Below are 23564 nucleotides of genomic sequence, written 5' to 3'. Positions count from 1 at the left end.
AAGACGATAATTTCCAGAGGGAAACTATCGTCTTTTTTCATTGTTGCCCTGCAAAAATTGTTACAGCTTTCTCCTTGAAAGAGGCAACTTTGGCCCTCAGATTCCCTCTAATTCTTGCGATGAAAGCCAATTGCATCAAAAGCAACCATAGAAATTAGCTATTCCTTCCTTCCAGATTCGTTATTAGCACTCCCCTGGAAGGAGTGCTAGAATAGTTGATAGAAATACTCCAGCTTTAAAGCAACTGCTTAATTTATGCATCGCTTCCTCATTTAGGAACCAAGGAGAATCAATGAAATCAGCTACTGCACTCATGCCCGTCGAGACCAATGCGCTTGCGCTCGGCTTCTCCGGCAGCCTGGGCAATATCGACGCCTATATTTCGGCCGTCAATCGCCTGCCTATGCTGACGCAGGCTGAAGAAGTTTCGCTCGCGCAAAGTCTGCGCGACAAGAATGACCTCGCTGCAGCGCAAAAACTGGTGCTGTCGCACTTGCGCCTGGTGGTCTCGATCGCCCGCGGCTATCTGGGCTACGGCCTGCCGCACGCCGACCTGATCCAGGAAGGCAATATCGGCCTGATGAAAGCGGTCAAACGCTTCGATCCGGATCAAAACGTGCGTCTGGTGTCGTACGCGATGCACTGGATCAAGGCCGAGATGCACGAATACATCCTGAAGAACTGGCGTCTGGTCAAAGTAGCGACCACCAAGGCCCAGCGCAAGCTGTTCTTCAACCTGCGCAGCCACAAGGAAGGCCTGGACGCCATGACGCCGGCGCAAGTCGACGCGCTGGCCAAGACGCTGGACGTCAAGCGTGAAGAAGTCATCGAGATGGAAACCCGCCTCTCCGGCCGCGACGTTGCACTGGAAGCGCCGACCGACGACGAAGACGACAAATTCGCGCCGATCGCTTACCTGTCCTCGGACAACAGCGAACCGACCCGCGTGATGGAAGCCAAGCAATACGACCGTCTGCAGTCGGAAGGCCTGGAAGCTGCGTTGAGCAAGCTGGATGACCGTTCGCGCCGCATCGTGGAAGCACGCTGGCTGGCCAACGACGACGGCAGCGGTGCGACGCTGCACGAACTGGCTGATGAATTCGGCGTGTCTGCCGAACGTATTCGCCAGATCGAAGCGGTTGCCCTGAAGAAGATGAAGGGTGCGCTGCAGGCGTTTTCCTGATCTGCAACGGTAATCGGCAGTAATGAAAAAGGCGCTCGGTTGAGCGCCTTTTCTTTTGTCTGCAACCCTTGCCGCCTTCTGCATCATGCGGCACCGCTTACGACAGCAGCAATTTCAAATCATGCACGATGGGCTCCGCGCCCTGGCCATGTTTGACGAACAGGCGGATGTGTCCCTGCGGATCGAAGACATAGCTGCCGGCGGTGTGATCCATGGTGTAGCTGCCCGGCGTCTTGCCCGGCACCTTCTGATAAAACACCTTGAATTCCTTGGCGACCTTGGCGGTTGCCGCCTCATCGCCATACAAGCCGAGGAAACGCTTGTCGAAGGCAGGCACGTATTGCGACAAAATCTGCGGCGTATCGCGCGCCGGATCGACGGTGACGAACAACACCTGCACCTTGTCGGCTTGCGGGCCGAGTTCCTTCATCACATTGGCCATCTCGGCCATGGTGGTCGGGCAGACGTCCGGACACTGCGTATAGCCGAAGAACATCACGACCGCCTTGCCCTTGAAGTCAGCCAGCGTACGCGGCTTGCCGTTGTGGTCGGTCAGCGCGAAATCCTTGGCGTATTCCAGGCCGGTGACGTCGGTGTTGACGAATTTCTCGGTATTGCCCTGGCAGGCGGCCAGCAGCAAGGTCGACAAGGCCAGCAGAGCTGCCGGCAACAACGAACGCAAACGCTTCATCAGAAAGTCCTGAACAGGAAATAGTGGTCGACCAGCAGCACGGCAAACAGCAAGGACAGATAGATGATCGAATAGGTAAATGCCTTGCGCGCGATCAGGTCCGTGTAGTGACGATAAATCTGCCAGGAGTAATAGAAGAAAATCGCGCCCAGCACGGCTGCGCTGGCAAGGTAGATCAAGCCGCTCATACCGACGGCGAACGGCAGCATGGTGGTGGCAATCAGTGCGATCGTGTACAGCAGGATCTGCAGCTGGGTGAACTTCATGCCATGCGTGACCGGCAGCATCGGCAGGCCGGATTTGGCATAGTCGTCGCGGCGGTACATGGCCAGCGCCCAGAAGTGCGGCGGCGTCCAGATGAAGATGATCAGCACCAGAATCCAGGCTTGCATCGGCACGTCATTGGCCACTGCAGCCCAGCCCAGCGCCGGCGGCATCGCGCCGGACAGGCCGCCGATCACGATGTTTTGCGGCGTCGACGGCTTGAGGATGATCGTATAGATGACGGCGTAGCCGACGAAGGTCGCCAGCGTCAGCCACATGGTCAGCGGATTAACCAGGTTGTACAACACCCACATGCCCATGCCGCCGATAACGCCGGAAAACACCAGCGTCTGCGCCACCGTGATTTCACCGCGCGCCATCGGGCGGCGTGCGGTGCGGGCCATGCGCGAATCGATTTCGCGTTCCACCAGGCAATTGATGGCGAACGCAGCGCCGGCCAGCAGCCAGATGCCGATCGTGCCGAACACGACCTTGCGCCAGTCCGGCAATTCCGGCGTCGCCAGGAACATGCCGATGACGGCGCAGAACACCGCGAGCTGGGTCACGCGCGGCTTGGTCAGCGCCCAATACTGGGCAATGCGGTTGGTTTGTACGGTCAATGTGGTCATGTCAGATTGTCGGCGCAGTATTTTCCCCGGCATGCGGGACGGAAACACGGGCCGTTTTCCCCTCGGCAAGCGGTGCGTACCTAGCCTTGTAGTTTAGCATGACCAGCAAAAGCAGAAGCAAGGCTGCCCCACCGTTGTGCATGACGGCAATCGCCAGCGGCCAGTTCAGGTAGATCGTCGACAAGCCCGTCACCAGTTGCAGCGCGATCACGATCAGCAGCCAACGCCCGGTTTTGCGCAACCCAGCATCCCTGAGCGCCTTGTGCGCCAGCCACGCGACATAGGCAATCACCACGAAAGCAAATGAACGGTGCACCCAGTGGATCGCCGTCAGCGCCGGAAACGGCAGGTATTCGCCGTCGGCAGTCTTGCCCAGATGGCGCCACAAGGTGAAGCCGTTCTCAAAATCCATCTGCGGAATCACTGCGCCATGACACAGTGGAAAATCGTTGCAGGCCAGCGCCGCGTAATTGGTGCTGACCCAGCCACCCAGCGCGATCTGCACGATCAGCAGCAGCATGCCGATCAGCGCCGGCAGCGCCAGTGCCCGGCCCGGCGCCGACACCGGCGCGTGCGCGTTCTGTTGCGCCCCAAGCCAGGCCAGCATCGCCAATAGCGTCAGGCCGAGCAGCAAGTGGATGGTGACGATGACGGGTTGCAGCTTCATGGTCACGGTCCAGGCGCCGAACGCGCCCTGCAGGCACACGAACAAAAACAGCGCCGTCGGAAACCATGGCCGGAACCTGATTTCGATGTGGCGCGATTTGATCCAGCGCCTCCATGCAATCACCATCAGGGTGATGATCAGCACGCCGACCGCCATCGCCAGGTAGCGATGGGTCATTTCGATCCAGGCCTTGGCGACGGTGACGGGGCCGGTCGGCATGGCTTCCTGCGCGGCGCTGATATGTGCGTGCGCCAGCAACGGATTGGAGTGGCCGTAGCAGCCCGGCCAGTCGGGGCAGCCCAGCCCGGAATCGGTCAGGCGCGTGAAGGCGCCGAACATGATCAGGTCAAAGGTCAGGAACAGCGTGACCCAGACCAGCTTGCGGTATTTGTCGACGTCGTTGGAAACCCAGGTCAGCGTCAGCGGAATCAGCGCGACCAGCAGCCCCATGATGGCAAGTTGAATCAGCATCGCCGCCTCACCCTATCGCCGACGCGCGCAACAGTTTGCTGATGTCTTTTTTCATCTTGTTGGGATCGGCATCCTTGGGGAAACGCATCATCAGGTTGCCCAGCGGATCGATGATGTAGATGTGATCTTCCATCGCCGTGCCTGCGTCGGTCGGCAGCCAGGCCTTCAACAATTTCGCATCGACGCGCAACATGTCGGTGCCGTCGTATTCGCGTATGAGCACGGTGTCGAGCGGCTTGGCGTCGGTGATCAGCCAGACGCGTTCGATGCGCTCCATTTCCTTGCCTTGCATCAGACGCAGCTGGCGCATGGCGAACAGGCGCGTCTTGCAGGCGTCGTCGCACTCGCCGCCGGCCACTTGCAGCATGACCCACTTGCCCTTGTAGTCTTCCAGACGGGCCGGTTTGCCGTCGAGCTCGGTGCTGGCCAGGGCCGGGATGGGGTATTGGCGCGGATCGATCAGCGCGCCGTAGTTGGTGCGGCTTTGCGGCTTGATCACGTAGTACGTGAGGTACGAAGCGATCATCGGCGCGGCGCACACGGCAACGACTACGAGCAACTTCCAGCGGCCGCGTTTGCGTTGCGCTTCCGACTGAATTTGCGGCTGAGTTTGTGGCTGAATTTGCGGCGCCTGCACTTTACTTTTTTCCACTTCGAAATCCTGTCACAACAAAGAAAATAACGGCCATCAAGGCCAGCGCATACCACTGCACGGCATAGCCGCGATGACGTTCGATGCCCAGCGACGGCGCGGGCCAGTCGCGCACCAGGCCGTCCTTCATCGCGCCGCCCTGCTCGATCAGAAAAGGCGCAAGCTTCAGGCTGCTGGCGGCGGCATAAGCCGGAAGATCCAGATTCTGCATGATGGCGCCCGGCTTCGGCGCTTCTGCCGCGCCCAGTTGCAGCAGGTGGCCGGCGTCGCGGCGGATCACGCCTTCGATTTCGACCACGCCCGCCGGCGCCGGCAAAGCCGGCACCTTGGTGCGGTCGCTGATGTCGCGCGGCGTCCAGCCGCGTTCGACCAGCACCGCGGTATCCGAGTCCGCTATTTTAAACGGGGTCAGCACATAGAAGCCGGGCGCGCCATTGTAAGGGCGGTTATCGAGATAGCTGGTCCAGGAGGAAACGAATTCGCCCTTGACGCGCACATGGCGATATTCGTTCTGATCAATGTCGAGTTGCAGTACATTGCCGCTCAGCCCGATCGCCGGCGCCGCCTGGCGTTCGGCCATTTTGTCCTGGATGGCCTGCTTCTCGTCGCCGCGCCGCGTCTGCCACTGCCCCAACGACACGCCGATGGCCGCAACAACCAGCGTCGCGACCAGCGGAACCCATCTAACCCGGAATCTGATTGGCATTACAATGTCACTTCACTCAATACGACAATAGTCTCTACGCGGTCTTCAGCTTTGGGGACCGCCGATGCAGACGCTTCCGAGACCACCCCTGCCATGAAAATCATCGTCGCCATTGCTTTCATCCTGATCATCGGCAGCCTTGCTTCCGCCTTTTTGTTCCTGATGCGCGACAAGGGCAAGAGCAACCGCACGGTGTATGCGCTGACCTTGCGCGTCGGTGTTTCGGTGCTGCTGTTCATCCTGTTGCTGGTGGCGTATAAATTCGGCCTGATCCAGCCTACCGGCATCCGCTGACGCCTTACTGCGGAATACGGCAGCTTCGACAAAGAATCAAGCCGAAGGTTACATGTTTCTCGATTATTTTCGAGCCGTCGTCGGATCGTAAAAAAGCCGCACCGAAGTGCGGCTTTTTTGTTGGCCGGCTGCCTGAACTTTACAGCCAGTAGACCACCACGTAGAGGCCCAGCCAGACCACGTCCACAAAGTGCCAGTACCAGGCGGCGCCTTCGAAGGCGAAGTGATGTTCCGGCGTGAAGTGGCCGCGCAGCACGCGGTACAGCACCACCGACAGCATGATCGCGCCCATCGTCACGTGGAAACCGTGGAAGCCGGTCAACATGAAGAAGGTCGAACCGTAGACGCCCGAGGTCAGTTTCAGGTTCAGCTCGGTGTAGGCGTGGTGATATTCATAAGCCTGGAAGCCCATGAAGATCGCGCCCAGCAGGATCGTCGCAAACAGCCAGATCGCCGTCTGCGTGCGATGACCGGCGCGCAAGGCGTGATGGGAGATCGTCAGCGTCACGCCCGACAGCAGCAGCAAGGCGGTATTGATGGTCGGGATCGGGAACGGCCCCATGGTCTGGAACGATTCGATCGTGCCGGCCGGACCAGCATTGCCCCAGTGTGCCGCGAAGTCGGGCCAGATCACCTTGTGATCCAGATCGGCCAGCCACGGCATGGTGATGCTGCGCGCGTAGAACAAGGCGCCGAAGAATGCCGCGAAAAACATTACTTCCGAGAAGATGAACCAGCCCATGCTCCAGCGGAAGGAGGCGTCGATGCGCTCGCTGTACTGGCCGGACTCGGACTCGCCGATGGCCTGGCCGAACCACTTGTACAGCACCACCAGCACCGCGAGGATGCCGATGATGTTGAGCGCCATGCCCCAGGAATGGCCGTTGACCCAGGCCGACGCGCCGGCCATGGTGACCAGCATCGATATGCCCGCCAGCACCGGCCATTGCGATGGACCGGGTACAAAATAGTACGGTGCTTTAGCGTGTTGAGAACTCATCTCCATCTCCCAATACAAAATTCGGATCTTTTATAAATGACTGCTTCAGACTGGTACTGCCGCATCCCTTGGCTGCTCCGCCATCGCTTCGCCGAGCGATTGTATTTACTCTGTATTACTGAGCCACCACCATCTTTACTATCAACACCAACACGGTCACAAAAATCGCTGCACCGATGACGCCGGCAATGATGACATGCACCGGATTCAGCCTGGCGGCATCGCTTTCGTAATCGCTGCGCTTGCGCACCCCGAAGAACGACCAGAACACCGCCTTCATCGTCGCCGCAAATGATGCCTTGCGCTGCGTTGCATCTTTCAGGTCGCTCATTCGCCGCTTTCCTTCTTTGACCGCAGGAAGCAGATGCCTGCCGCCGGTTTGCTTCAGCTTGCCTTCTTGTTCAGTCCTTCGATTTCGAAGAAGGTATAAGACAGCGTAATCGTCTTCACATCCTTGGGCAGCGCCGGATCGATATAGAACACCACCGGCATTTGCTTGGCCTCATTCGGCCCCAAAGTTTGCTGCGTAAAACAGAAGCATTCCACCTTCTTGAAGAAGGCCGCCGACTGTTGCGGCGCGTAACTCGGTATCGCCTGCGCATCGACGCTGCGCGCCTGCGTGTTGACCACTTCGTACAGCACCTGCGTCATTTCGCCCGGATGCACTTGCATGCTCGCCACCGTCGGACGGAAACGCCACGGTCCTTGCGAATTGCCGTCGAACTCGATCGTCACGGTGCGGCTTTTGTCGATCTGGCTGTTCGTCGGCGCTTCGACCGTCACATCCTTGGGCGTCAGGAAATTGACGCCGGTCACTTCGCAGATCTTCTTGTACACCGGAATCAGCGCATACCCGAAACCAAACATCAGGACGGCGATGACCAGCAACTTCCCCAGCATCTGCCGATTCAGTTTGCGATCGGTCGTCATTTGAACCAGATGCGGTTGATGAAGATACCTACGAAGAACCCTGCTGCTACCAGCGCCAGCAACAAGCCTGTGCGCAGATTGTTCGGCTTTTTACGATCTGTCATACAGAGTGGGCAGGACCAGCCTGCCGCTCCCTTTATTTAACTGTCGGTGGCGTTTCGAATGTGTGGAAAGGCGCCGGGCTCGGCACTGTCCACTCCAGGCCTTCTGCGCCTTCCCATGGCTTGTCTTCCGCTTTGACGCCGCCCTTGATCGACGGGATCACGACGAAGAACAGGAAGTACACCTGCGACAGACCAAAGCCGAAGGCGCCGATGGTCGCGACCATATTGAAGTCGGTGAACTGCGCCGGATAGTCAGCGTAGCGGCGCGGCATGCCGGCCAGACCCAGGAAATGCATCGGGAAGAAGGTCACGTTGAACCAGATCAGCGAGTTCCAGAAGTGAATCTTGCCGCGGGTTTCGTTGTACATGAAACCGGTCCACTTCGGACCCCAGTAGTAGAAACCGGCGAACAGCGCGAACAGCGAACCGGCCACCAGCACGTAGTGGAAGTGCGCCACCACGTAGTAGGTATCCTGCATCTGGATGTCGATCGGGGTCACGGCCAGGATCAGGCCGGTGAAGCCGCCCATGGTGAACACGAAGATGAAGCCGACCGAGAACAGCATCGGCGTTTCGAAGGTCATCGAACCGCGCCACATGGTGGCGATCCAGTTGAAGATCTTCACGCCGGTCGGCACCGCAATCAGCATCGTCGCGTACATGAAGAACAGCTGTGCAGTCACCGGCATGCCGGTGGTGAACATGTGATGGGCCCAGACGATGAAGGACAGGATCGCGATCGATGCGGTCGCGTACACCATCGATGCATAGCCGAACAATTGCTTGCGGGCGAAGGCCGGGATGATCTGCGACACGATGCCGAAGGCCGGCAGAATCATGATGTAGACCTCGGGGTGGCCGAAGAACCAGAAGATGTGTTGATACATCACCGGGTCGCCGCCGCCGGCTGCGTTGAAGAAAGAGGTGCCGAAGTGGCGATCGGTCAGCGTCATGGTGATCGCGCCAGCCAGCACCGGCATCACGGCGATCAGCAGGTAGGCGGTGATCAGCCAGGTCCAGCAGAACATCGGCATCTTCATCAGCGTCATGCCGGGAGCGCGCATGTTGAGGATGGTGACGATGATGTTGATCGAACCCATGATCGACGATGCGCCCATGATGTGCATCGCAAAAATACCCATGTCCATGCCCGGGCCCATTTGCGTCGACAGCGGCGCATACAGGGTCCAGCCGGCGGCAGTTGCACCGCCCGGCACCAGGAAGGAGCCGGCCAGCAGCAGCGCCGCAGGCGGCAGCAGCCAGAACGAGAAGTTGTTCATGCGGGCGAACGCCATGTCGGAGGCGCCGATCTGCAGCGGGATCATCCAGTTGGCGAAGCCGACGAAGGCCGGCATGATCGCGCCGAACACCATCACCAGGCCGTGCATCGTGGTCAGCTGGTTGAAGAATTCAGGGCGGAAGAATTGCAGGCCGGGCTGGAACAGTTCGGCGCGGATCAGCAGCGCCAGCACGCCGCCGGAGAGCAGCATGGTGAACGAGAACCACAGGTACAGCGTGCCGATGTCCTTGTGGTTGGTGGCGAAGATCCAGCGGCGCCAGCCGTGCGGGTGGTCATGATGCCCGTGATCATCGTGACCGTGTGCGTGGTCATGTGAATGATCGTGGCCGTGATCGACTACTGTTGTGCTCATTTCAGTCTCCCAATTCGATACATGTGCGCGTACGAAGTAAGCGCTCAGGTTCTCACTCAGTTCAGTTACTTGCGCGCAGCCAGTACGTCAGCTGGTTGAACGATATTTTCTTGTGCTTTATTGGACCAGCTGTTGCGCGTGTAGGTAATCACGGCGGCGATTTCGGTGTCGTTAAGCACCGACTTCCAGGCTGGCATCGCGTTCTTGCCGTTCAACACGGTATTGATCTGCGCGGCCTTCGGGCCGTTCACGACCGGGTCGCCGTCCAGCGCAGGGAATGCGCCGGGTACGCCCTTGCCGTTGGCCTGATGGCAAACCACGCAGTTGGAGGTGTAGACTTTTTCGCCGCGCTGCTTGAGCTCGTCGATGGTCCAGACCTTGGTCGGATCATCGGCTTTGGCGGCCATTTCTTTTTTCTTGCCGTCGACCCAGGTCTTGTAGTCGGCTTCGCTGACTACGTTGACGACGATAGGCATGAAGGCGTGGTCCTTGCCGCACAGCTCAACGCACTGGCCGCGGTAGGTACCGATCTTCTCGGCCTTGAACCAGGTGTCGCGCACGAAGCCGGGAATCGCATCCTGCTTCACGCCGAAGGCCGGAATGGTCCACGAGTGGATCACGTCGTTGGCGGTGGTGACGATGCGGACCTTCTTGTTGACCGGCACGACGACAGGATTGTCGACTTCGATCAGGTAGTTGTCGTTTTTCTTCAGCGAAGAGTCGACGATCTGCTCACGCGGGGTGGCCAGGTTGGACAAGAAGGAAATGCCTTCGCCTTCGCCCTTGAGGTAATCGTAGCCCCACTTCCACTGCATGCCGGTGACCTTGATGGTCAGGTCGGCGTTGGAAGTATCTTTCATCGCGACGACGGTCTTGGTGGCGGGCAGCGCCATGCCGATCACGATCAGGAAAGGAACCACGGTCCAGGCGATTTCAACGGTGGTGCTTTCGTGGAAACTGGCCGACTTGTGGCCAAGGGACTTGCGGTGTTTGAGGATGGAGTAAAACATGACACCGAACACGGCCAGGAAAATCACCAGGCAGATGATCAGCATCAAATGATGCAAATCATAGATCTGTTCAGCGATCTGCGTGACCGGCGGCTGGAAATTGGTCTGCAATACGGCTGGACCGCCCTGACTGTCGACGACCTTATCTCCCCATGCCCATGACGGCACGGAAGCCGTCAGGAGCGATGCACCAAGTAGCAAAGAATGAAGGCGCTTCGCAATTATCATGATTTCCTCAAAAGCCCAAAATAATTATAAGAATTGTGCCAACTACCTGACGCTACTGCCGCCGATTTCCTGCCTCAGCTCCAGTGCGAACTCGCGTCTCTTCCATTCCGTCAGGTACCGACCTACATCGACTCGTATTCCAGAGGACTCCAGCCTCACCAATTTGCGGTGAGACTCCGCCGGTTCGATTCGTATCTTATGCAGATCGAGCCTGAAACGACTCGTTTTTCCTGCGCGTACGAATTCGACCAGCAAACAATCTTCGACCAGCGCGATGTACTCGCGATCAGTCGCATGACGTGCATAAATCAGAAAAGCAAAACCGACTGCGGACAACTCAAGTACAGAGAAAACCAATATGTACCAGGCTCCACGCAAAGTGAAAATAAACGCTACTGTCAAAGAAACCGCGCAGAGGATCGCGAAAACTTGCCCCAATTGGTGCGGCGCAATCGAACAGTTGCGCTTCAACATCCACTCCCGCTTTACCACGGCGCGCTCTCATTATTGCTCTTCGAACCATGAGGCCGAGCACGTCCGCACAAGCTAAAACCCTCGGAGTATAAGGGGTAACTGTAAATGTTATCAAGCGGAATAAAGTCGCTTTTTCGCTCTTGACACAACGCCTTTTCAGCCCTCGGAAAGCACCCGCCTGCACCAAAAAAATCCCCATCGGACGACGATACAACACGATGAAATGTCGAATCGGCGGCGCGCATGGCTATTTTTTCGGCAAATCGAAGCGAATTATCGACTCGCCGCCGGCGGTGGTCCTGGGCACCGGGCGGAAGGCGTGGCCGTAGATCACTTCAAACGTCAGCGGTATCTTGCCATCGTGGTCAACACTGCGCAGTTGTTCCAGCGCGTTGATCAGCTTGTCGTAAGCATTGCGCCCGAGCAGGCCGCGCCGCCGGCTTTCGAGCGGATTGCCGCCCCAGGCGCGCACGTCCGCCAGCAGGCGCTGCGGTGTTTCATAGGTGACGGTAATGTTTTCCATGTCCATCACCGGCGTCGAAAAGCCGGCGTTGACCAGCATGTCGCCGAAGTCGTGCATGTCGACGAACGGCAGGCTGTGCGGGGCGGTATCCACGGTGTCGAAGGCGGCGCGCACTTCCTTGAAGGTATCCGGGCCGAAGCAGGAAAACATCAGCAAACCCTCGACGCGCAGGATCCGGCGCCATTCGGCGAACACCCGGTCCGGCTGCGGATGCCATTGCAAGGCCAGGTTGGACCAGACCACATCCAGCGCATTGACGGCAAACGGCAATTGCGCGAAATCGGCGCACGCCAGGCTGCCGGCGCTGCCGGAACCGGACGACGGCAGCCACTTGGTCAGCAGGCGGTTGACCGCCGATTGCGCCGCCTGTTGGCGCTCCTGCGCCAGGGCCAGCATGTTGAAAGCGCCGTCCAGGCCGATGATCTGCGCGTCGGTGAAACGTTTTTGCAGGGCGGCGATGTCGGCGCCCTCGCCGCAACCGGCGTCCAGCACGCGCTGCGGCTCGATCTTGATCAGCAGCAGCTTCTCCTGCATGCGGGCGGAGACTTCGCGGCGCAAAAAGTCCGATTCGGCGACGCGCACCGGCGTGGAAAACAGGCGGCGCACCAGAGGCAGGTCGATCGGCGCGCTCAATTTGGCGCTGGCGTTAGGCGGAGGCAAAGACATGAAAAATCGGGCGGGCAAGATGAGATAATCGGCGCTAGTGTAGTCCAATTCGCTATTTCGGGTGCAAACCCGCCCCCAAGCCGTCAGGATAATCCGATCATGTTCGCCCGCCTGCAAAGTGTGACCAGAAGCCCGCTGTGGCCGCGTTGGCTGCCGCAACTGCTGCCGTCCTCGTGCGTGTTGTGTGGCCAGACCGACCGCAACGCCCTGTGCCAGCCTTGCCGCCAGCAGCATTTCACACTGCGGCCGCGGCGCTGCGTGCAATGCGCCATGCCGATTCCAACGACCGCCAAGGAAATCCGCTGCGGCGACTGCCTGAAGTACAAACCGGCCTTCGACGCCACCGTGGTGGTGGCCGACTACGCCGCACCGGCCGACCAACTGGTGCTGGCGTTGAAGTTCGGCGCCAGACTGCCGCTGGCGCCGCTCATGGCGGACATGCTGGCGCAAGCCGCGGCCCATGACGCCGACCTCGGCCTGAAGCTGCCGACGCTGCTGACGGCCGTGCCGCTGGGCAAACTGCGGCTGCAGGAGCGCGGTTTCAACCAATCCCTGGAAATCGCCCGACCGCTGTCGCGCCTGCTCAACATCCCGCTGCAACCCTTGCTGGTGCGTCTGCGCGACACCCAGGCCCAGTCGACGCTGCCTAACGAGGAACGCCGGCGCAACATCAGCCGCGCCTTCGTGGTGCCGACGCATGCCATGAATTACGTGCGCGGCGCGCATATCGGCGTGATCGACGACGTCATCACCACCGGCGAAACGCTCAACGAAATCGCCGCCACGCTCAAGCGCTTCGGCGCCAGGCGCGTGACCAATATCGTGTTTGCCCGCACGGTATCGAAATAGCGCAAACTCTTGCCTGCCTCATCATCCGCTTCATTCAAGGAGAATCATTTGTTTCACGTCGTTCTGGTCGAGCCGGAAATCCCTCCCAATACCGGCAACATCATCCGCCTGTGCGCCAACACCGGCGCGCAATTGCACCTGATCGAACCGCTCGGCTTTCCGCTGGACGACGCCAAGATGCGACGCGCGGGGTTGGACTATCACGACTACGCGACCATGCAGGTGCATCCCAACTGGGACGCCTTCATTGAAAAACGCCGGGCGGATCTGCAATTCGGGCCGTTCGACGCTGCGCGCATGTTCGCGCTGACCACGCATGGCTCGACGCCGTTTGCCGGCGTGGCCTTCCGTCCCGGCGACGTGTTCGTGTTCGGCGCCGAAACGCGCGGCCTGGCGCCGGAATTGCGCGAATCCTTCCCTACCGGCCAGCGCATCCGCCTGCCGATGCGGCCGGACAATCGCAGCCTGAATTTGTCGAATACTGTCGCCGTGGTGGTGTATGAGGCGTGGCGGCAGAACGGCTTCGCTGGCGGCAGCTGAGTTTCATTAACTCGCCGAACCGTCCGCGCAATAAAAAAGGCCGCACACGCGGCCTTTTTTATTCGATTGCTGCCAATTACCCCAGCAGCAGCGCATCGTCGGAGAGCACTTCTCCACGGGTGCGCTCAAACATCTTGAGCAGATCAGGCACATCCAGGCCGGCGCGCTCTTCACCGGAAACGTCCAGTACCACTTTGCCCTGATGCAGCATCACCGTGCGGTCGCCGTAATCCAGCGCCTGGCGCATGCTGTGGGTCACCATCATGGTGGTCAGCTTGCTCTCGGTGACGATCTTGGCGGTCAGTTCCAGCACGAAGGCCGCCGTTTTCGGGTCCAGCGCGGCGGTGTGCTCGTCCAGCAGCAAAATGCGCGACGGCTGCAAGGACGCCATCAACAGGCTGACGGCCTGGCGCTGGCCGCCGGACAGCAGGCCGATGCGGTCGGTCAGGCGCTTTTCCAAACCGAGATTCAGGATCGCCAGCTTTTCCCGGAACAGTTCGCGCATGTTGCGCTTGATGGCGAAGCCGAAGCCGCGGCGCTTGCCGCGCGCCATCGCCAGCGCCATGTTTTCTTCAATGGTCAGCGCCTCGCAGGTGCCCGCCATCGGGTCCTGGAACACGCGCGCCACCATGCCGGCGCGATCCCAGGCTTGTTTCCTGGTGACGTCGACGCCGTCGATTTCTATGCTGCCCGAATCCACCAGCAGGTCGCCCGAAATCGCGTTGAGGAAGGTCGACTTGCCGGCGCCGTTGGAGCCGATCACGGAGACGAACTGGCCGGTCGGAATTTCCAGGTCGAGACCGCGCAGGGCCGGGTTCTCAATCGGCGTGCCGGGATTGAAGGTGATTTTGAGTTCTTGTGCCTTCAACATATCAGGCTCCCTTCCACAGCAACTTCAGCTTGCGCTTGCCCATCGGCAGCACCAGCGCCAGCATGACCAGCACGGCGGTGACCAGATTCAGGTCTTGCGCCTGCAGGCCGATGAAATCGCTGTTCAACGCCAGCGCGATGAAGAAGCGGTAAAGAATCGCACCGAGGATCACGGCCAGCGTGGTCCAGACCAGACGACGCGCCGGCAGGATGTTTTCGCCGATGATCACCGCCGCCAGGCCGATCACGATGGTGCCGATGCCCATGGAAATATCGGCGCCGCCCTGGGTCTGCGCGAACAAGGCGCCGCCCAACGCGACCAATGCATTGGCCAGCGCCATGCCGGCCAGCGTGGCGCGGCCGGTGGCGATACCTTGCGCACGCGCCATGCGGGCGTTGGCGCCAGTGGCGCGCATGGCCAGGCCGATTTCGGAAGAGAAGAACCAGTCCAGCAGCAGCTTGGCAAGGATCACCACGACGATCAGCACCAGCGGACGCTCGACATAGTCGGGCATCCAGTCCGGCAGCAGGATGCTGAAAATGGTCGGTTCGCTGATCAGCGGCACGTTCGGCTTGCCCATCACGCGCAGGTTGATGGAGTACAGTGCGATCATCATGAGAATGCTGGCCAGCAGGTCCATGATTTTCAGGCGCACGTTCAGCCATGCCGTCGTGAAGCCGGCCAGTGCGCCGGCCAGGATCGCCACCCCGGTTGCCAGGAAGGGGTTGTAGCCGGCGGCGATCATCGTTGCCGCCACGGCGCCGCCCAGCGGAAAGCTGCCGTCGACGGTCAGATCGGGGAAAGTGAGGATGCGAAAGGAAATCAGCACCCCGAGGGCGACCAGGCTGAAAATCAGCCCGATTTCCAGTGCGCCCAAGAGCGTATACAGCGACATAAAAAGGTCTTTCTTAAAAAACACATTCGGCATAGACCGGTGCGGCATGTGGGTAACATGCTGGTCGATGCCGGATGTCCTCTGAAAATCATGCCGTGGAGCGCTGGTGGCGCCGCACGGCATGCATAGAGTACGACTAGGTACAACGCGCTGCCCGGCCCGGCCAGGCGGCGAGGCAGGTCAGCCGATCAGTTGATAACCTTGGTCGCCGACTTCAGGAAGTCCGGGCTCAGCGTCACGCCTTGCTTCTGCGCGGCGGACGTGTTGATGTACAGCTCCAGGTTCTTGCTGGTCGACGATGGAATGTCGCCCGGCTTTTCGCCCTTCAGGATGCGCGCCACGATTTTACCGGTCTGGCGGCCCAGGTCGTAGAAATTCACGCCCAGTGCGGCAACCGCGCCACGCTTGACGCTGCCGGTGTCGGAGGCGATCAGCGGGATCTTGGCGTCGTTGCAGACCTTGGCCAGCGACTCGAAGGTCGACACGACGACGTTGTCGGTCGTGGTGTACATCACATCGATCTTGCCGATCAGGCTCTTGGCGGCAGGCGCGACGTCAACCGAACGCGGCGACGCGGCTTCCACCAGCGTCATGCCCTGCTTTTCCAGCACGGCCTTGAGTGCGTTGAGCGCCGAGACCGAATTGGATTCGCCCGGATTGTAAACGATGCCGATACGCTTCGCGTTAGGGACCACTTTTTTGATGATCTCGACTTGCTTGACCGGATCCAGCATGTGCGACAGGCCGGTGACGTTGGTGCCGGACGGGCCCCAGTCCTTGACCAGTTGCGCGGCGATCGGATCGGCGATGGCCGAATAGACGATAGGGATGGTCTTGGTCGATGCCACCAGCGGCTGGGCCGACGGCGTGCCGATGGCGACGATCACATCAGGGTTGTCGCCGACGAATTTCTTGGCGATCTGGCCGGCGGTGCCGGCATTGCCCTGGGCGCTCTGGAATTCCCACTTGAAGCCCTTGCCGGCATCGAAACCTTCAGCCTTCAGTTCGTCGCGGGTGCCGTCGCGCACGGCGTCGAGCGCCGGATGTTCGACGATGGAAGTCGCCAGCACGCTCTTGTCGGCAGCCAGCGCCGGTGCGGCGCAAACGGCAGCCAGCGCAAGCGCGCCGGTGATGACGCGCAAAGTTTTAGTCAATGTGAACATGTCCTCTCCTCGGGTGGTTCTTTATGTGTTTCTTCGGGTATGAAAAGCGCCTCTTGGCGGGCGCTTGTTTTTCAGCAATGCGATTATTTGATGACTGTCTTGGCCGACTTGATCAGGTCAGCCGACAAGGTCACGCCCTGCTTTTGTGCGGCGGTCGTATTGACGAACAGTTCCAGCTTGCTGCTGGTGGCCGAGGCGATGTCGCCCGGCTTTTCGCCCTTCAGGATACGCGCCACGACTTTGCCGGTCTGACGGCCGAGGTCGTAGTAGTTCACACCCAGCGCCGCAATCGCGCCGCGCTTGACGCTGTCGGTGTCGGACGCCACCAGCGGGATCTTGGCGTCGTTGCCGACCTTGACCAGCGCTTCGTAGGCCGACACCACGTTGTTGTCGGTATTGGTGTAGATCACGTCGACCTTGCCGATCAGGCTCTTGGCGGCGGAGCCGACATCGACGCTGCGCGGTGCGGCGGCTTCAACCAGGCTGATGCCGGACTTGCCCAGCAGTTCTTTCAAGGCCTTCACGACCACGGCCGAATTGGCTTCGCCCGGGTTGTAGACCATGCCGACGCGCTTGACGTTAGGCACGACGCGCTTGATCAGATCGACTTGCTTTTCCAGCTCCAGCAGGTCGGACACGCCGGTGACGTTGGTGCCGGACGGCTTCCAGTCCTTGACCAGTTGCGCCGCGACAGGGTCGGTCACGCCGGAGTAGACGACAGGAATGGTTTTGGTGGCGGCCACGACGGCTTGTGCCGACGGTGTCGCGATGGCGACGATGGCGTCAGGCTTGTCGCCGATGAACTTGCGGGCGATCTGGGCGGCGGTGCCGGTGTTGCCCTGGGCGCTTTGGTATTCCCACTTCAGGTTCTTGCCGGCTTCGAAGCCTTCGTCCTTGAGTTCATCCTTCACGCCGTCGCGGACGGCATCCAGGGCAGGATGCTCGACGATGGCAGTAACCAGGACCGCTTTGTCCGCGGCGAACGCCGGCGCAGAGCAGACCGCAGCCAGGGCCAGGGTGCTTACCATAGTGCGCAACGACAATTTTTTCATGCTGGACATGAGTGTCTCCTCGAAATTATTAGGTGAAAGCGGCAAAAGACGGTAAGTCTAGCCTAGCGCCTGCCAACAATCAATTTACGTAAACGATTTGAAGCAGCAGCAAAACGGTGGCCGGACGCCGCATCGGCGTCAAAAATCGAGCATCCGGCACGATCTTTCGCACATCCGTTCGTATTTTCCATAAAACCGCCAACATATCACGCAACAGATGCCAAATCCGGTTCGCATTGAGAAGCAGAAAAAGCGAGAAAACCGCAATTGATATAATCTGCGCCCATGCCAACCGCCCTTCGCTCCGTCGCCGCCTGGATTGCCATCGCCTGCCTGGTGTTCGGCAGCCTGTTGCCGCTTGCTTCCGTGGCGGCGGCGAAGACGCCCGCGTCGGCCATGGCGATCTGCTCCACCGGTGCGAACGCGGCGTGGCAAGGTCCCGGCTCCGCGCCCGCTCAGCCGGCGCACGCCCATTGCAGCCTTTGCTGCAGCGGCCAGCCCTATGCCTTGTATTTTCCCGGCGGCAATGTCGATGCGTTCCGCGCCACATCGATGTATCTGGCGGCGCAAACGCTGCAGCGCGAGCACTTTCCACAGATATCGAGCACGGACAACCGGGCCAGAGCGCCGCCGGCCTGAGCGTCTCACCTGCCATGTGCACCCGCCTCGCGACCTACGCTCACCATTCAAAGGATACTCATGTCTTACCGTCACTTACTCAACGTCATTGCCGCTCTCAGCTTCACGCTGACCGGCGCCGCTTACGCCCACGATTACAAGCTTGCGGAACTGCAAGTCGGCCACCCATGGGCGCGCCCGACCGTGCCCGGCCAGCCGTCCGGCGGCGCTTACCTGAGCATTGAAAACAAGGGCAAAGCCGGCGACAAGCTGATCGCGGTCGCCTCTCCCGTCGCCAAGTCGGCGGAAATCCACACCATGTCCATGGACGGCAACGTGATGAAGATGCGCGAAGTCGGCAGCATCGACATCAAGCCTGCCGAAAAGATCGCCATGCAGCCCGGCAACGGCTATCACATCATGCTGATCGGCCTGAGCCAGCCGCTGAAAGCCGGCGACAAGATTCCGATGACGCTGACGTTTGAAAAGGCCGGCAAGCTGGAAGTCTCGGTTTACGTCGAAGACAAGACGGCCGATAAAGGCGGCGACAAGGGCGGCATGGAACACATGCACCATTGATCGACGATGCGTTCAGCATCCAGCCGGCGTTGAAAAGCGGGCAATAAAAAAGCGGCCCGCGGGCCGCTTTTTTTGTCGCCGGCATTGCGCCGCGCTCTACGCTGCTGAGCGTGCTATTTGCGCACCTTGGCCAGCAACTTGGTGGTGGAGCGGTCATGCTCGAAAGCGATGGCCACCGACTTTCCGCCATAGGCCGCCACGGCTTGCCCTTCCGGAATCGCCGCCATGTCGTAGTCGCCGCCCTTCACATAAATCTGCGGACGCGCTTCCTGCACGACTTCCAGCGCCGTGTCTTCATCGAAGGGGACCACCAGCGATACCGATTCCAGGGCTGCCAGCACCGCCATGCGGTCTTCGCAGGTATTGATCGGACGATCGTCGCCCTTGCCGAGACGCTTCACCGAGGCGTCGGTATTGGCCGCCACCACCAGCGATGCGCCTTCTGCACGCGCCTGCGCCAGATACGTCACGTGGCCGCGATGCAAAATGTCGAACACGCCGTTGGTCAGCACGACCGGCTGCGGCAGCGCGGCGACGCGTGCTTTCAGCTCGGCGCGGCTGCAAATCTTTTTCTCAAAATCGCTCATCTGGTTCTTTCTGTTCTGTTCCGGCTGCGCGCAACGCTGCTGCCATGCGACGCTTTGCCATGCGGTACTGCACGGCTGTTCCAAATAAAAAAGCCGCACGTAGTGTGCGGCTTTCGTCGTCAGACTGCAAGCTGATCAGGATCAGGCAGCAGCCGGTTGCACCGGCACAGGCGCCATGCGGGTGACGATTTCCTTGCGATAGCGGTTGAGCTCCTGCACGGTTTCAAAGGTGCGCTCGAACAGCAGGGACATGTTGTGCAGGATGCGGTCGACCACTTTCTTTTCCCACTCGCTGTCGAACTTGATCTGCGTGTCGAGCCAGTGCTCCAGCCACTCAGGATCAGGCAGACGGCTTTGTACGGTGTCGTTCGGGAACAGCGCCTGATTGACGTGCAGGTTGGTCGGATGCAAAGGCTTTTCGGTGCGGCGGGCGGAGGCCATCAGCACGCCGATCTTGGCGAAGGCTGCGCGCGCCGTATCGCCGACTTCGACCAAGGCCTTTTTCATGTAGCGCAGGTAAGCGCCGCCGTGGCGTGCTTCGTCCTGGCTGATGATCTTGTAGATTTGCTTGATGACAGGCTCGGTGTGCCAGTCGGAGGCGCAACGGTACCAGTGATTCAGGCGGATTTCGCCGCAGAAGTGCATCATCAGGGTTTCCAGCGGCGGCGCAGGATCGAATTCGAAGCGCACGTTGTGCAGCTCTTCTTCCGTCGGCGCGAATTCCGGCTTGAAACGGCGCAGATATTCCATCAGCACCAGAGAGTGTTTTTGTTCTTCGAAGAACCACACCGACATGAAAGCGGAAAAGTCGCTGTCGCCGCGGTTGTCGCGCAGGAACATTTCCGTCGCAGGCAGCGCCGACCATTCAGTGATCGCATTCATGCGAATGGTCTGGGCTTGCTCGTCGGAGAGCATCGAAGCATCGAATTTATCCCAAGGAATATCTTTATCCATATTCCAGCGGACTTGTTCGAGCGATTTAAACAGTTCTGGGTACAGCATTCTGACCTTGCCTATGATTTAACTTGTTGATTTTACCAAGAGTTTTCTCCTCCCCCATACTAAAACGGCTTCGTTTCAGAATGATGACATGCAGCAAAGTCACGCACATTTGCGGACAAATGTTGTTGTTTTGCGCCGATCAAGGGGATTTTGGCTTGCGGGAGGCTGGCTTGGATTGGCGAGATTGTACAACAGTCGATTTGGCGCGTGTTCGCGGTTTGGCTTCCGCCCTGGGTTTTGTTGTTTTTTTCGGGGCTACGGGCTTGGTTGCCGGTTTAGCGGCGGTCTTGGCGTCCTTGGCCGGTTTCGCTGCAGGAGCCTGATCCGCCAGCACATTGCCGACGGCTTGCTGGAACTGCTCCTGCAACAGATTCCACCAGGCATTGGGATTGGCCATGGAAGCCTGGAAATCCGGCGCCGGCATTGATTTTTCCTCCGCAGCCGGCTTTTCCCCGGCGGCTCCGGCTTTTACTGCTGTGTCCTGGCCCGCTGCCGACAAATCTTCCGGCATGTCTTCTTCGGACTCCTCTTCATCTTCCACGGCCGGCTCAGGCTGCGGCGCTGCGGCCTTGCGCGGCGCTTCCTTTTCCTGATCAGGCGCTTGCGGCGGCCAGGCCGGGAAGCCGAACGGCGAAGCGGCCTTCGCTGCCGCAGCAGCCTCATCGGCGTCACGCGGCGTCAGGATCGCCCCCATCGCCTGCAAGGTCGACAAGGTGGCGCTTTGCACTTCCAGTGTCTGGATGGTCGCGCGCAGCATGTTCATGTTGAGTTCCAGCCAGGACGCTACGGTCTTGAGGTCCGTGATCTTCTTGTTGATTTCCTCGACCGACAACGATGGAATTCCCATGGCCGGTGCGCCCATGCTGCCCCACATCTTGCGCATGAATTCCATGGTGTCGGCAATCGATCCGGCGCCGGGCATGTTGTTGTGATTCAGCATTTCAGTCTCCTGTCGATCCGCAATTGAAACATCTGCCGCCGCCGTGTCTGCGCGGCGGCGCTGTACAGAAAGTGCCTTGATCATGCGCTCCTTCCTCATGCTGCGCAACAATGCCGCTGCCAGGAAGAACGCGTTTTTCTTCCTCGACGACAAACGCGCCGGTCGGAAAAATCGCATTGTACGTGGTTTGCCTCGCCGTTTTCCGCATTCGCGCCCGGCAAAACAAGGGCGCCGCCCAAGAGCCGCGATACACTTACGCCATGACAGAAACAAAGGCTTTCCCTCCGACCAGACGATGGCGCATTGCGGCGCTGATCGTCGTCACCATCCTGCTGCATGTGCTGGCGATCCATTGGGGCGAAGCTTCCTTCAACGCGGCCAAGGCCGACGACCAGGCGTCCAGCATGAGCGTGACGCTGGTGCCGCTGAAACAGCCGAAGCAGCCGGTGTCGCTGCCCGTCGCCACCAAGCAGAAAGCATCGAGGCCGAAGCCAAGACCTGTCCCGAAAGCAGCACCGCCAACAGACACTTCGACAAGTTCGGTTACCGATGCATCCTCCGTCACAGCCCCTGCTGTTCCGACTTCGCCCGAACCCGCTTCCGGCGACACTGCTGATGCTGCGGCGCCGGCCGCTACCTCAGCCGACGACAAGACTGCACCAAAGCAGCAGGAGCAAGGCACGCACTATCAATTTGCTCCGCCTCCCTCGGCCGATCTGGAATACGAGGTCCACGCCTTCTTCGACAATCTGGATTGGCACGGCACCAGCACGCAAGCCTGGAAAGCCGACGGCGGCCGCTACGTCGTGGATGGTGAAGTCTATGTGCGGATGTTCACCAAGATCACCTTCCTGACCTACACCAGCCAGGGCGACCTCAACGAATTCGGCGTCTCCCCCGAAATCTATACGGAGAAGAAACGCAACCGCGCCGCCACCAATACGCACTTCAACCGCGAGCGCAACCTGGTGAGCTTTTCATCGTCCACCACCACCTATCCGCGCGTCGGCGGCGAGCAGGACCGCGCCAGCATCGTCTGGCAGCTTGCGGCGATCGGCCGGGGCGATCCGGCCAAATTCGCGCCCGGCGCGGTCATCGACATGTTTGTCGCCGGCGTGCGCGACGGCGAAGTGTGGCGCATGCAGATCATCGGCCAGGAAGACATCCGCTTGTCCGACGGCGCACACCAGGCCTGGCATGTGGTCCGCCAGCCGCGCCCGGGCTCGTACGACCAGCGGCTCGACATCTGGCTGGATCCGGGCCGGCAATGGTATCCGGTGCGTCTGCGGTTTACTGAAACAAACGGGGATTATTTGGAGATGTCGCTGTCCAAGCTCAAAACTCGGTAAACTAGGGTTTTTGGCGAAGAGGCCGGACCGGCCGCTCTTCGCCCCCGCTACGCTCCGAAAAACCGTAGGCACAGTTCCCGCCATGTCGCCGCACTATCCAATTGCGCGCCGGACAGTTGCCGAATTTTCAAGTGAATCCACATGCCGATATCCACCTCCCCGCGCCGCGCATTCCGCACACTCTCGCGGCTGCTTGGCGCTCTGTTCCTGACCGGCGCCGTCGTTTCTGCGCCGGCCATTGCCGCCGATCCCGCCGAACATCCGGTGATCAAACGCAAGGTCAGCCTGCCGCCGTCAGCCGAACTCCACTACAGCATCGAAGCCAAGCAAAGCGGCTTGCAAGTCAATGGCGAAGCGCTGGTCAAATGGAACAACAACGGCACAAAATACATCGTCACCACGGAAACCCGCGCCATGATGCTCGGCAAGATCCTGGAAACCAGCAGCGAAGGCGACATCGACAGCTACGGCCTGGCGCCGACGCGCTTCGTCGACAAGCGCTTCCGCCGCGAAGCGTCGACCACCACCTTCAACCGCGAAACCAACGCCATCAACTTCACCCAGTCGGCCGAAACCTATCCGCTCAAGGGCGGCGAACAGGACCGCGCCAGCATCATCTGGCAACTGATCGCGGTAGCGCACGGCAATGCCGACAAATTCACGCCGGGCTCGGAGTGGCTGTTCTTCGTCGCCGGCCCGCGCGACGCCGAACAATGGAGCTTCAAGGTGGTGGGCCGCGAAAAGATCAAGACCAAGCAGGGTGAAATCAACGCCGTCCACGTGCTGCGCGCACCGCCGCCGGACGACAAGGGACAAAAGCTCGACATCTGGCTGGCGCCGTCGTCGGACTGGTATCCTGCACGCTTGCGCTTCACCGACCCGGATGGCGATTTCATCGAACAGACGCTCGATAGCGTGAACAAGAAGCCAAGCTGAGCAACAAGACAACATCAACAAAATAATGACTGCCGGAAA

General features: G+C 59.9%; 28 protein-coding genes. 8 read left to right on the top strand and 20 right to left on the bottom strand.

Annotation, left to right across the window (positions count from 1 at the left end; genetic code table 11):
* Window positions 1-292 precede the first annotated feature (292 nt).
* Window positions 293-1183 carry an RNA polymerase sigma factor RpoH gene (rpoH, locus tag AKL25_RS04555; protein ID WP_050476444.1) on the top strand — a complete coding sequence of 297 codons (891 nt, stop codon included), beginning with the start codon at window positions 293-295 and terminating at the stop codon, window positions 1181-1183.
* Between the two features lie 97 nt (window positions 1184-1280).
* Here rpoH and AKL25_RS04550 read toward each other — a convergent pair whose 3' ends face one another.
* Genes AKL25_RS04550 through AKL25_RS04530 form a run of 5 tightly spaced genes read right to left on the bottom strand, consistent with a single transcriptional unit; the run spans window position 1281 to window position 5263 of the window.
* Window positions 1281-1874, bottom strand: coding sequence for an SCO family protein (locus AKL25_RS04550; RefSeq protein WP_050476443.1), 594 nt, complete (start codon window positions 1872-1874; stop codon window positions 1281-1283).
* Window positions 1874-2767, bottom strand: a complete 894-nt coding sequence (gene cyoE / locus AKL25_RS04545; RefSeq protein WP_050476442.1) for a heme o synthase — start codon at window positions 2765-2767, stop codon at window positions 1874-1876. Before cyoE ends, AKL25_RS04550 begins: the two co-directional genes overlap by 1 nt.
* Window position 2768: 1 nt before the next feature.
* A complete protein-coding gene (locus tag AKL25_RS04540; RefSeq protein WP_050476441.1) occupies window positions 2769-3905 on the bottom strand; it encodes a COX15/CtaA family protein in 1137 nt (378 codons plus the stop codon).
* A gap of 7 nt (window positions 3906-3912) precedes the next feature.
* Complete coding sequence (locus tag AKL25_RS04535; RefSeq protein WP_083444573.1) at window positions 3913-4557, bottom strand: SCO family protein; 645 nt, start codon at window positions 4555-4557, stop codon at window positions 3913-3915.
* Window positions 4544-5263, bottom strand: a complete 720-nt coding sequence (locus tag AKL25_RS04530) for an SURF1 family protein (protein WP_050476439.1) — start codon at window positions 5261-5263, stop codon at window positions 4544-4546. The genes AKL25_RS04535 and AKL25_RS04530 overlap by 14 nt, the downstream gene beginning before the upstream one ends.
* A 93-nt stretch (window positions 5264-5356) precedes the next feature.
* On the opposite strand from AKL25_RS04530, the gene AKL25_RS04525 reads away from it, so the two are divergent.
* Window positions 5357-5557 (top strand): twin transmembrane helix small protein, encoded by a 201-nt coding sequence (locus AKL25_RS04525; protein WP_050476438.1) that lies wholly within the window; start codon window positions 5357-5359, stop codon window positions 5555-5557.
* Window positions 5558-5696: 139 nt separating this feature from the next.
* Here AKL25_RS04525 and AKL25_RS04520 read toward each other — a convergent pair whose 3' ends face one another.
* The 8 genes from AKL25_RS04520 to AKL25_RS04490 form a co-directional block, all read right to left on the bottom strand.
* On the bottom strand, window positions 5697-6557 hold the full coding sequence (locus AKL25_RS04520; protein ID WP_050476629.1) for a cytochrome c oxidase subunit 3: 861 nt from the start codon (window positions 6555-6557) through the stop codon (window positions 5697-5699).
* 115 nt (window positions 6558-6672) lie between these two features.
* Window positions 6673-6888 (bottom strand): DUF2970 domain-containing protein, encoded by a 216-nt coding sequence (locus AKL25_RS04515; protein ID WP_050476437.1) that lies wholly within the window; start codon window positions 6886-6888, stop codon window positions 6673-6675.
* A gap of 53 nt (window positions 6889-6941) precedes the next feature.
* On the bottom strand, window positions 6942-7487 hold the full coding sequence (locus AKL25_RS04510; RefSeq protein WP_007879570.1) for a cytochrome c oxidase assembly protein: 546 nt from the start codon (window positions 7485-7487) through the stop codon (window positions 6942-6944).
* A complete protein-coding gene (locus tag AKL25_RS24600; protein ID WP_237719848.1) occupies window positions 7484-7591 on the bottom strand; it encodes a cytochrome oxidase small assembly protein in 108 nt (35 codons plus the stop codon). Before AKL25_RS24600 ends, AKL25_RS04510 begins: the two co-directional genes overlap by 4 nt.
* A gap of 32 nt (window positions 7592-7623) precedes the next feature.
* Window positions 7624-9243: a cytochrome c oxidase subunit I gene (gene ctaD, locus AKL25_RS04505; protein ID WP_050476436.1), complete on the bottom strand. Its 1620-nt coding sequence runs from the start codon at window positions 9241-9243 to the stop codon at window positions 7624-7626.
* A gap of 65 nt (window positions 9244-9308) precedes the next feature.
* Window positions 9309-10481, bottom strand: a complete 1173-nt coding sequence (gene coxB / locus AKL25_RS04500; RefSeq protein WP_050476435.1) for a cytochrome c oxidase subunit II — start codon at window positions 10479-10481, stop codon at window positions 9309-9311.
* Between the two features lie 42 nt (window positions 10482-10523).
* Entirely contained in the window at window positions 10524-10973 is a 450-nt protein-coding gene (locus AKL25_RS04495; protein WP_157050481.1) for a DUF2244 domain-containing protein, read from the bottom strand.
* Between the two features lie 229 nt (window positions 10974-11202).
* A complete protein-coding gene (locus AKL25_RS04490) occupies window positions 11203-12144 on the bottom strand; it encodes a methyltransferase domain-containing protein (RefSeq protein WP_050476434.1) in 942 nt (313 codons plus the stop codon).
* A gap of 99 nt (window positions 12145-12243) precedes the next feature.
* On the opposite strand from AKL25_RS04490, the gene AKL25_RS04485 reads away from it, so the two are divergent.
* Window positions 12244-12993, top strand: coding sequence for a ComF family protein (locus AKL25_RS04485; RefSeq protein WP_050476433.1), 750 nt, complete (start codon window positions 12244-12246; stop codon window positions 12991-12993).
* Between the two features lie 48 nt (window positions 12994-13041).
* Entirely contained in the window at window positions 13042-13533 is a 492-nt protein-coding gene (locus AKL25_RS04480) for a tRNA (cytidine(34)-2'-O)-methyltransferase (protein WP_050476432.1), read from the top strand.
* 76 nt (window positions 13534-13609) lie between these two features.
* Here the strand turns inward: AKL25_RS04480 and AKL25_RS04475 are convergent, their stop codons facing one another.
* The 4 genes from AKL25_RS04475 to AKL25_RS04460 all read right to left on the bottom strand — a co-directional run bounded on the left by AKL25_RS04475 (window position 13610) and on the right by AKL25_RS04460 (window position 17523).
* Window positions 13610-14404, bottom strand: coding sequence for an ABC transporter ATP-binding protein (locus AKL25_RS04475; RefSeq protein ID WP_050476431.1), 795 nt, complete (start codon window positions 14402-14404; stop codon window positions 13610-13612).
* Window position 14405: 1 nt separating this feature from the next.
* Window positions 14406-15299 (bottom strand): ABC transporter permease, encoded by an 894-nt coding sequence (locus AKL25_RS04470; RefSeq protein WP_050476430.1) that lies wholly within the window; start codon window positions 15297-15299, stop codon window positions 14406-14408.
* Window positions 15300-15487: 188 nt separating this feature from the next.
* A complete protein-coding gene (locus AKL25_RS04465; RefSeq protein ID WP_050476429.1) occupies window positions 15488-16462 on the bottom strand; it encodes an ABC transporter substrate-binding protein in 975 nt (324 codons plus the stop codon).
* 83 nt (window positions 16463-16545) lie between these two features.
* Complete coding sequence (locus AKL25_RS04460) at window positions 16546-17523, bottom strand: ABC transporter substrate-binding protein (protein WP_050476428.1); 978 nt, start codon at window positions 17521-17523, stop codon at window positions 16546-16548.
* A gap of 276 nt (window positions 17524-17799) precedes the next feature.
* Here AKL25_RS04460 and AKL25_RS04450 point away from each other — a divergent pair, with 276 nt between their 5' ends.
* Complete coding sequence (locus AKL25_RS04450) at window positions 17800-18153, top strand: DUF2946 family protein (RefSeq protein WP_050476426.1); 354 nt, start codon at window positions 17800-17802, stop codon at window positions 18151-18153.
* 60 nt (window positions 18154-18213) lie between these two features.
* Window positions 18214-18711: a copper chaperone PCu(A)C gene (locus AKL25_RS04445; RefSeq protein WP_050476425.1), complete on the top strand. Its 498-nt coding sequence runs from the start codon at window positions 18214-18216 to the stop codon at window positions 18709-18711.
* Between the two features lie 113 nt (window positions 18712-18824).
* Here AKL25_RS04445 and rfaE2 read toward each other — a convergent pair whose 3' ends face one another.
* The 3 genes from rfaE2 to AKL25_RS04430 all read right to left on the bottom strand — a co-directional run bounded on the left by rfaE2 (window position 18825) and on the right by AKL25_RS04430 (window position 21240).
* A complete protein-coding gene (rfaE2, locus tag AKL25_RS04440; RefSeq protein WP_050476424.1) occupies window positions 18825-19298 on the bottom strand; it encodes a D-glycero-beta-D-manno-heptose 1-phosphate adenylyltransferase in 474 nt (157 codons plus the stop codon).
* 141 nt (window positions 19299-19439) lie between these two features.
* On the bottom strand, window positions 19440-20300 hold the full coding sequence (locus AKL25_RS24410; protein WP_050476423.1) for a ferritin family protein: 861 nt from the start codon (window positions 20298-20300) through the stop codon (window positions 19440-19442).
* 139 nt (window positions 20301-20439) lie between these two features.
* The gene (locus AKL25_RS04430) at window positions 20440-21240 is read right to left on the bottom strand and encodes a PhaM family polyhydroxyalkanoate granule multifunctional regulatory protein (RefSeq protein ID WP_050476422.1); all 801 of its coding nucleotides are present in this window, start codon (window positions 21238-21240) and stop codon (window positions 20440-20442) included.
* A 260-nt stretch (window positions 21241-21500) separates the two neighbouring features.
* Between AKL25_RS04430 and AKL25_RS04425 the strand changes: the two genes are divergently transcribed.
* Window positions 21501-22589, top strand: a complete 1089-nt coding sequence (locus AKL25_RS04425) for a DUF3108 domain-containing protein (protein WP_050476627.1) — start codon at window positions 21501-21503, stop codon at window positions 22587-22589.
* 141 nt (window positions 22590-22730) lie between these two features.
* Entirely contained in the window at window positions 22731-23525 is a 795-nt protein-coding gene (locus AKL25_RS04420) for a DUF3108 domain-containing protein (protein WP_050476421.1), read from the top strand.
* Window positions 23526-23564: the final 39 nt, after the last annotated feature.

This window comes from Herbaspirillum rhizosphaerae, from assembly GCF_001189965.1.
Taxonomy (GTDB): Bacteria; Pseudomonadota; Gammaproteobacteria; order Burkholderiales; family Burkholderiaceae_D; genus Herbaspirillum; species Herbaspirillum rhizosphaerae.
Note: the sequence above shows the minus strand (reverse complement) of the source record. Positions and strands in the feature narration are given on the sequence as shown.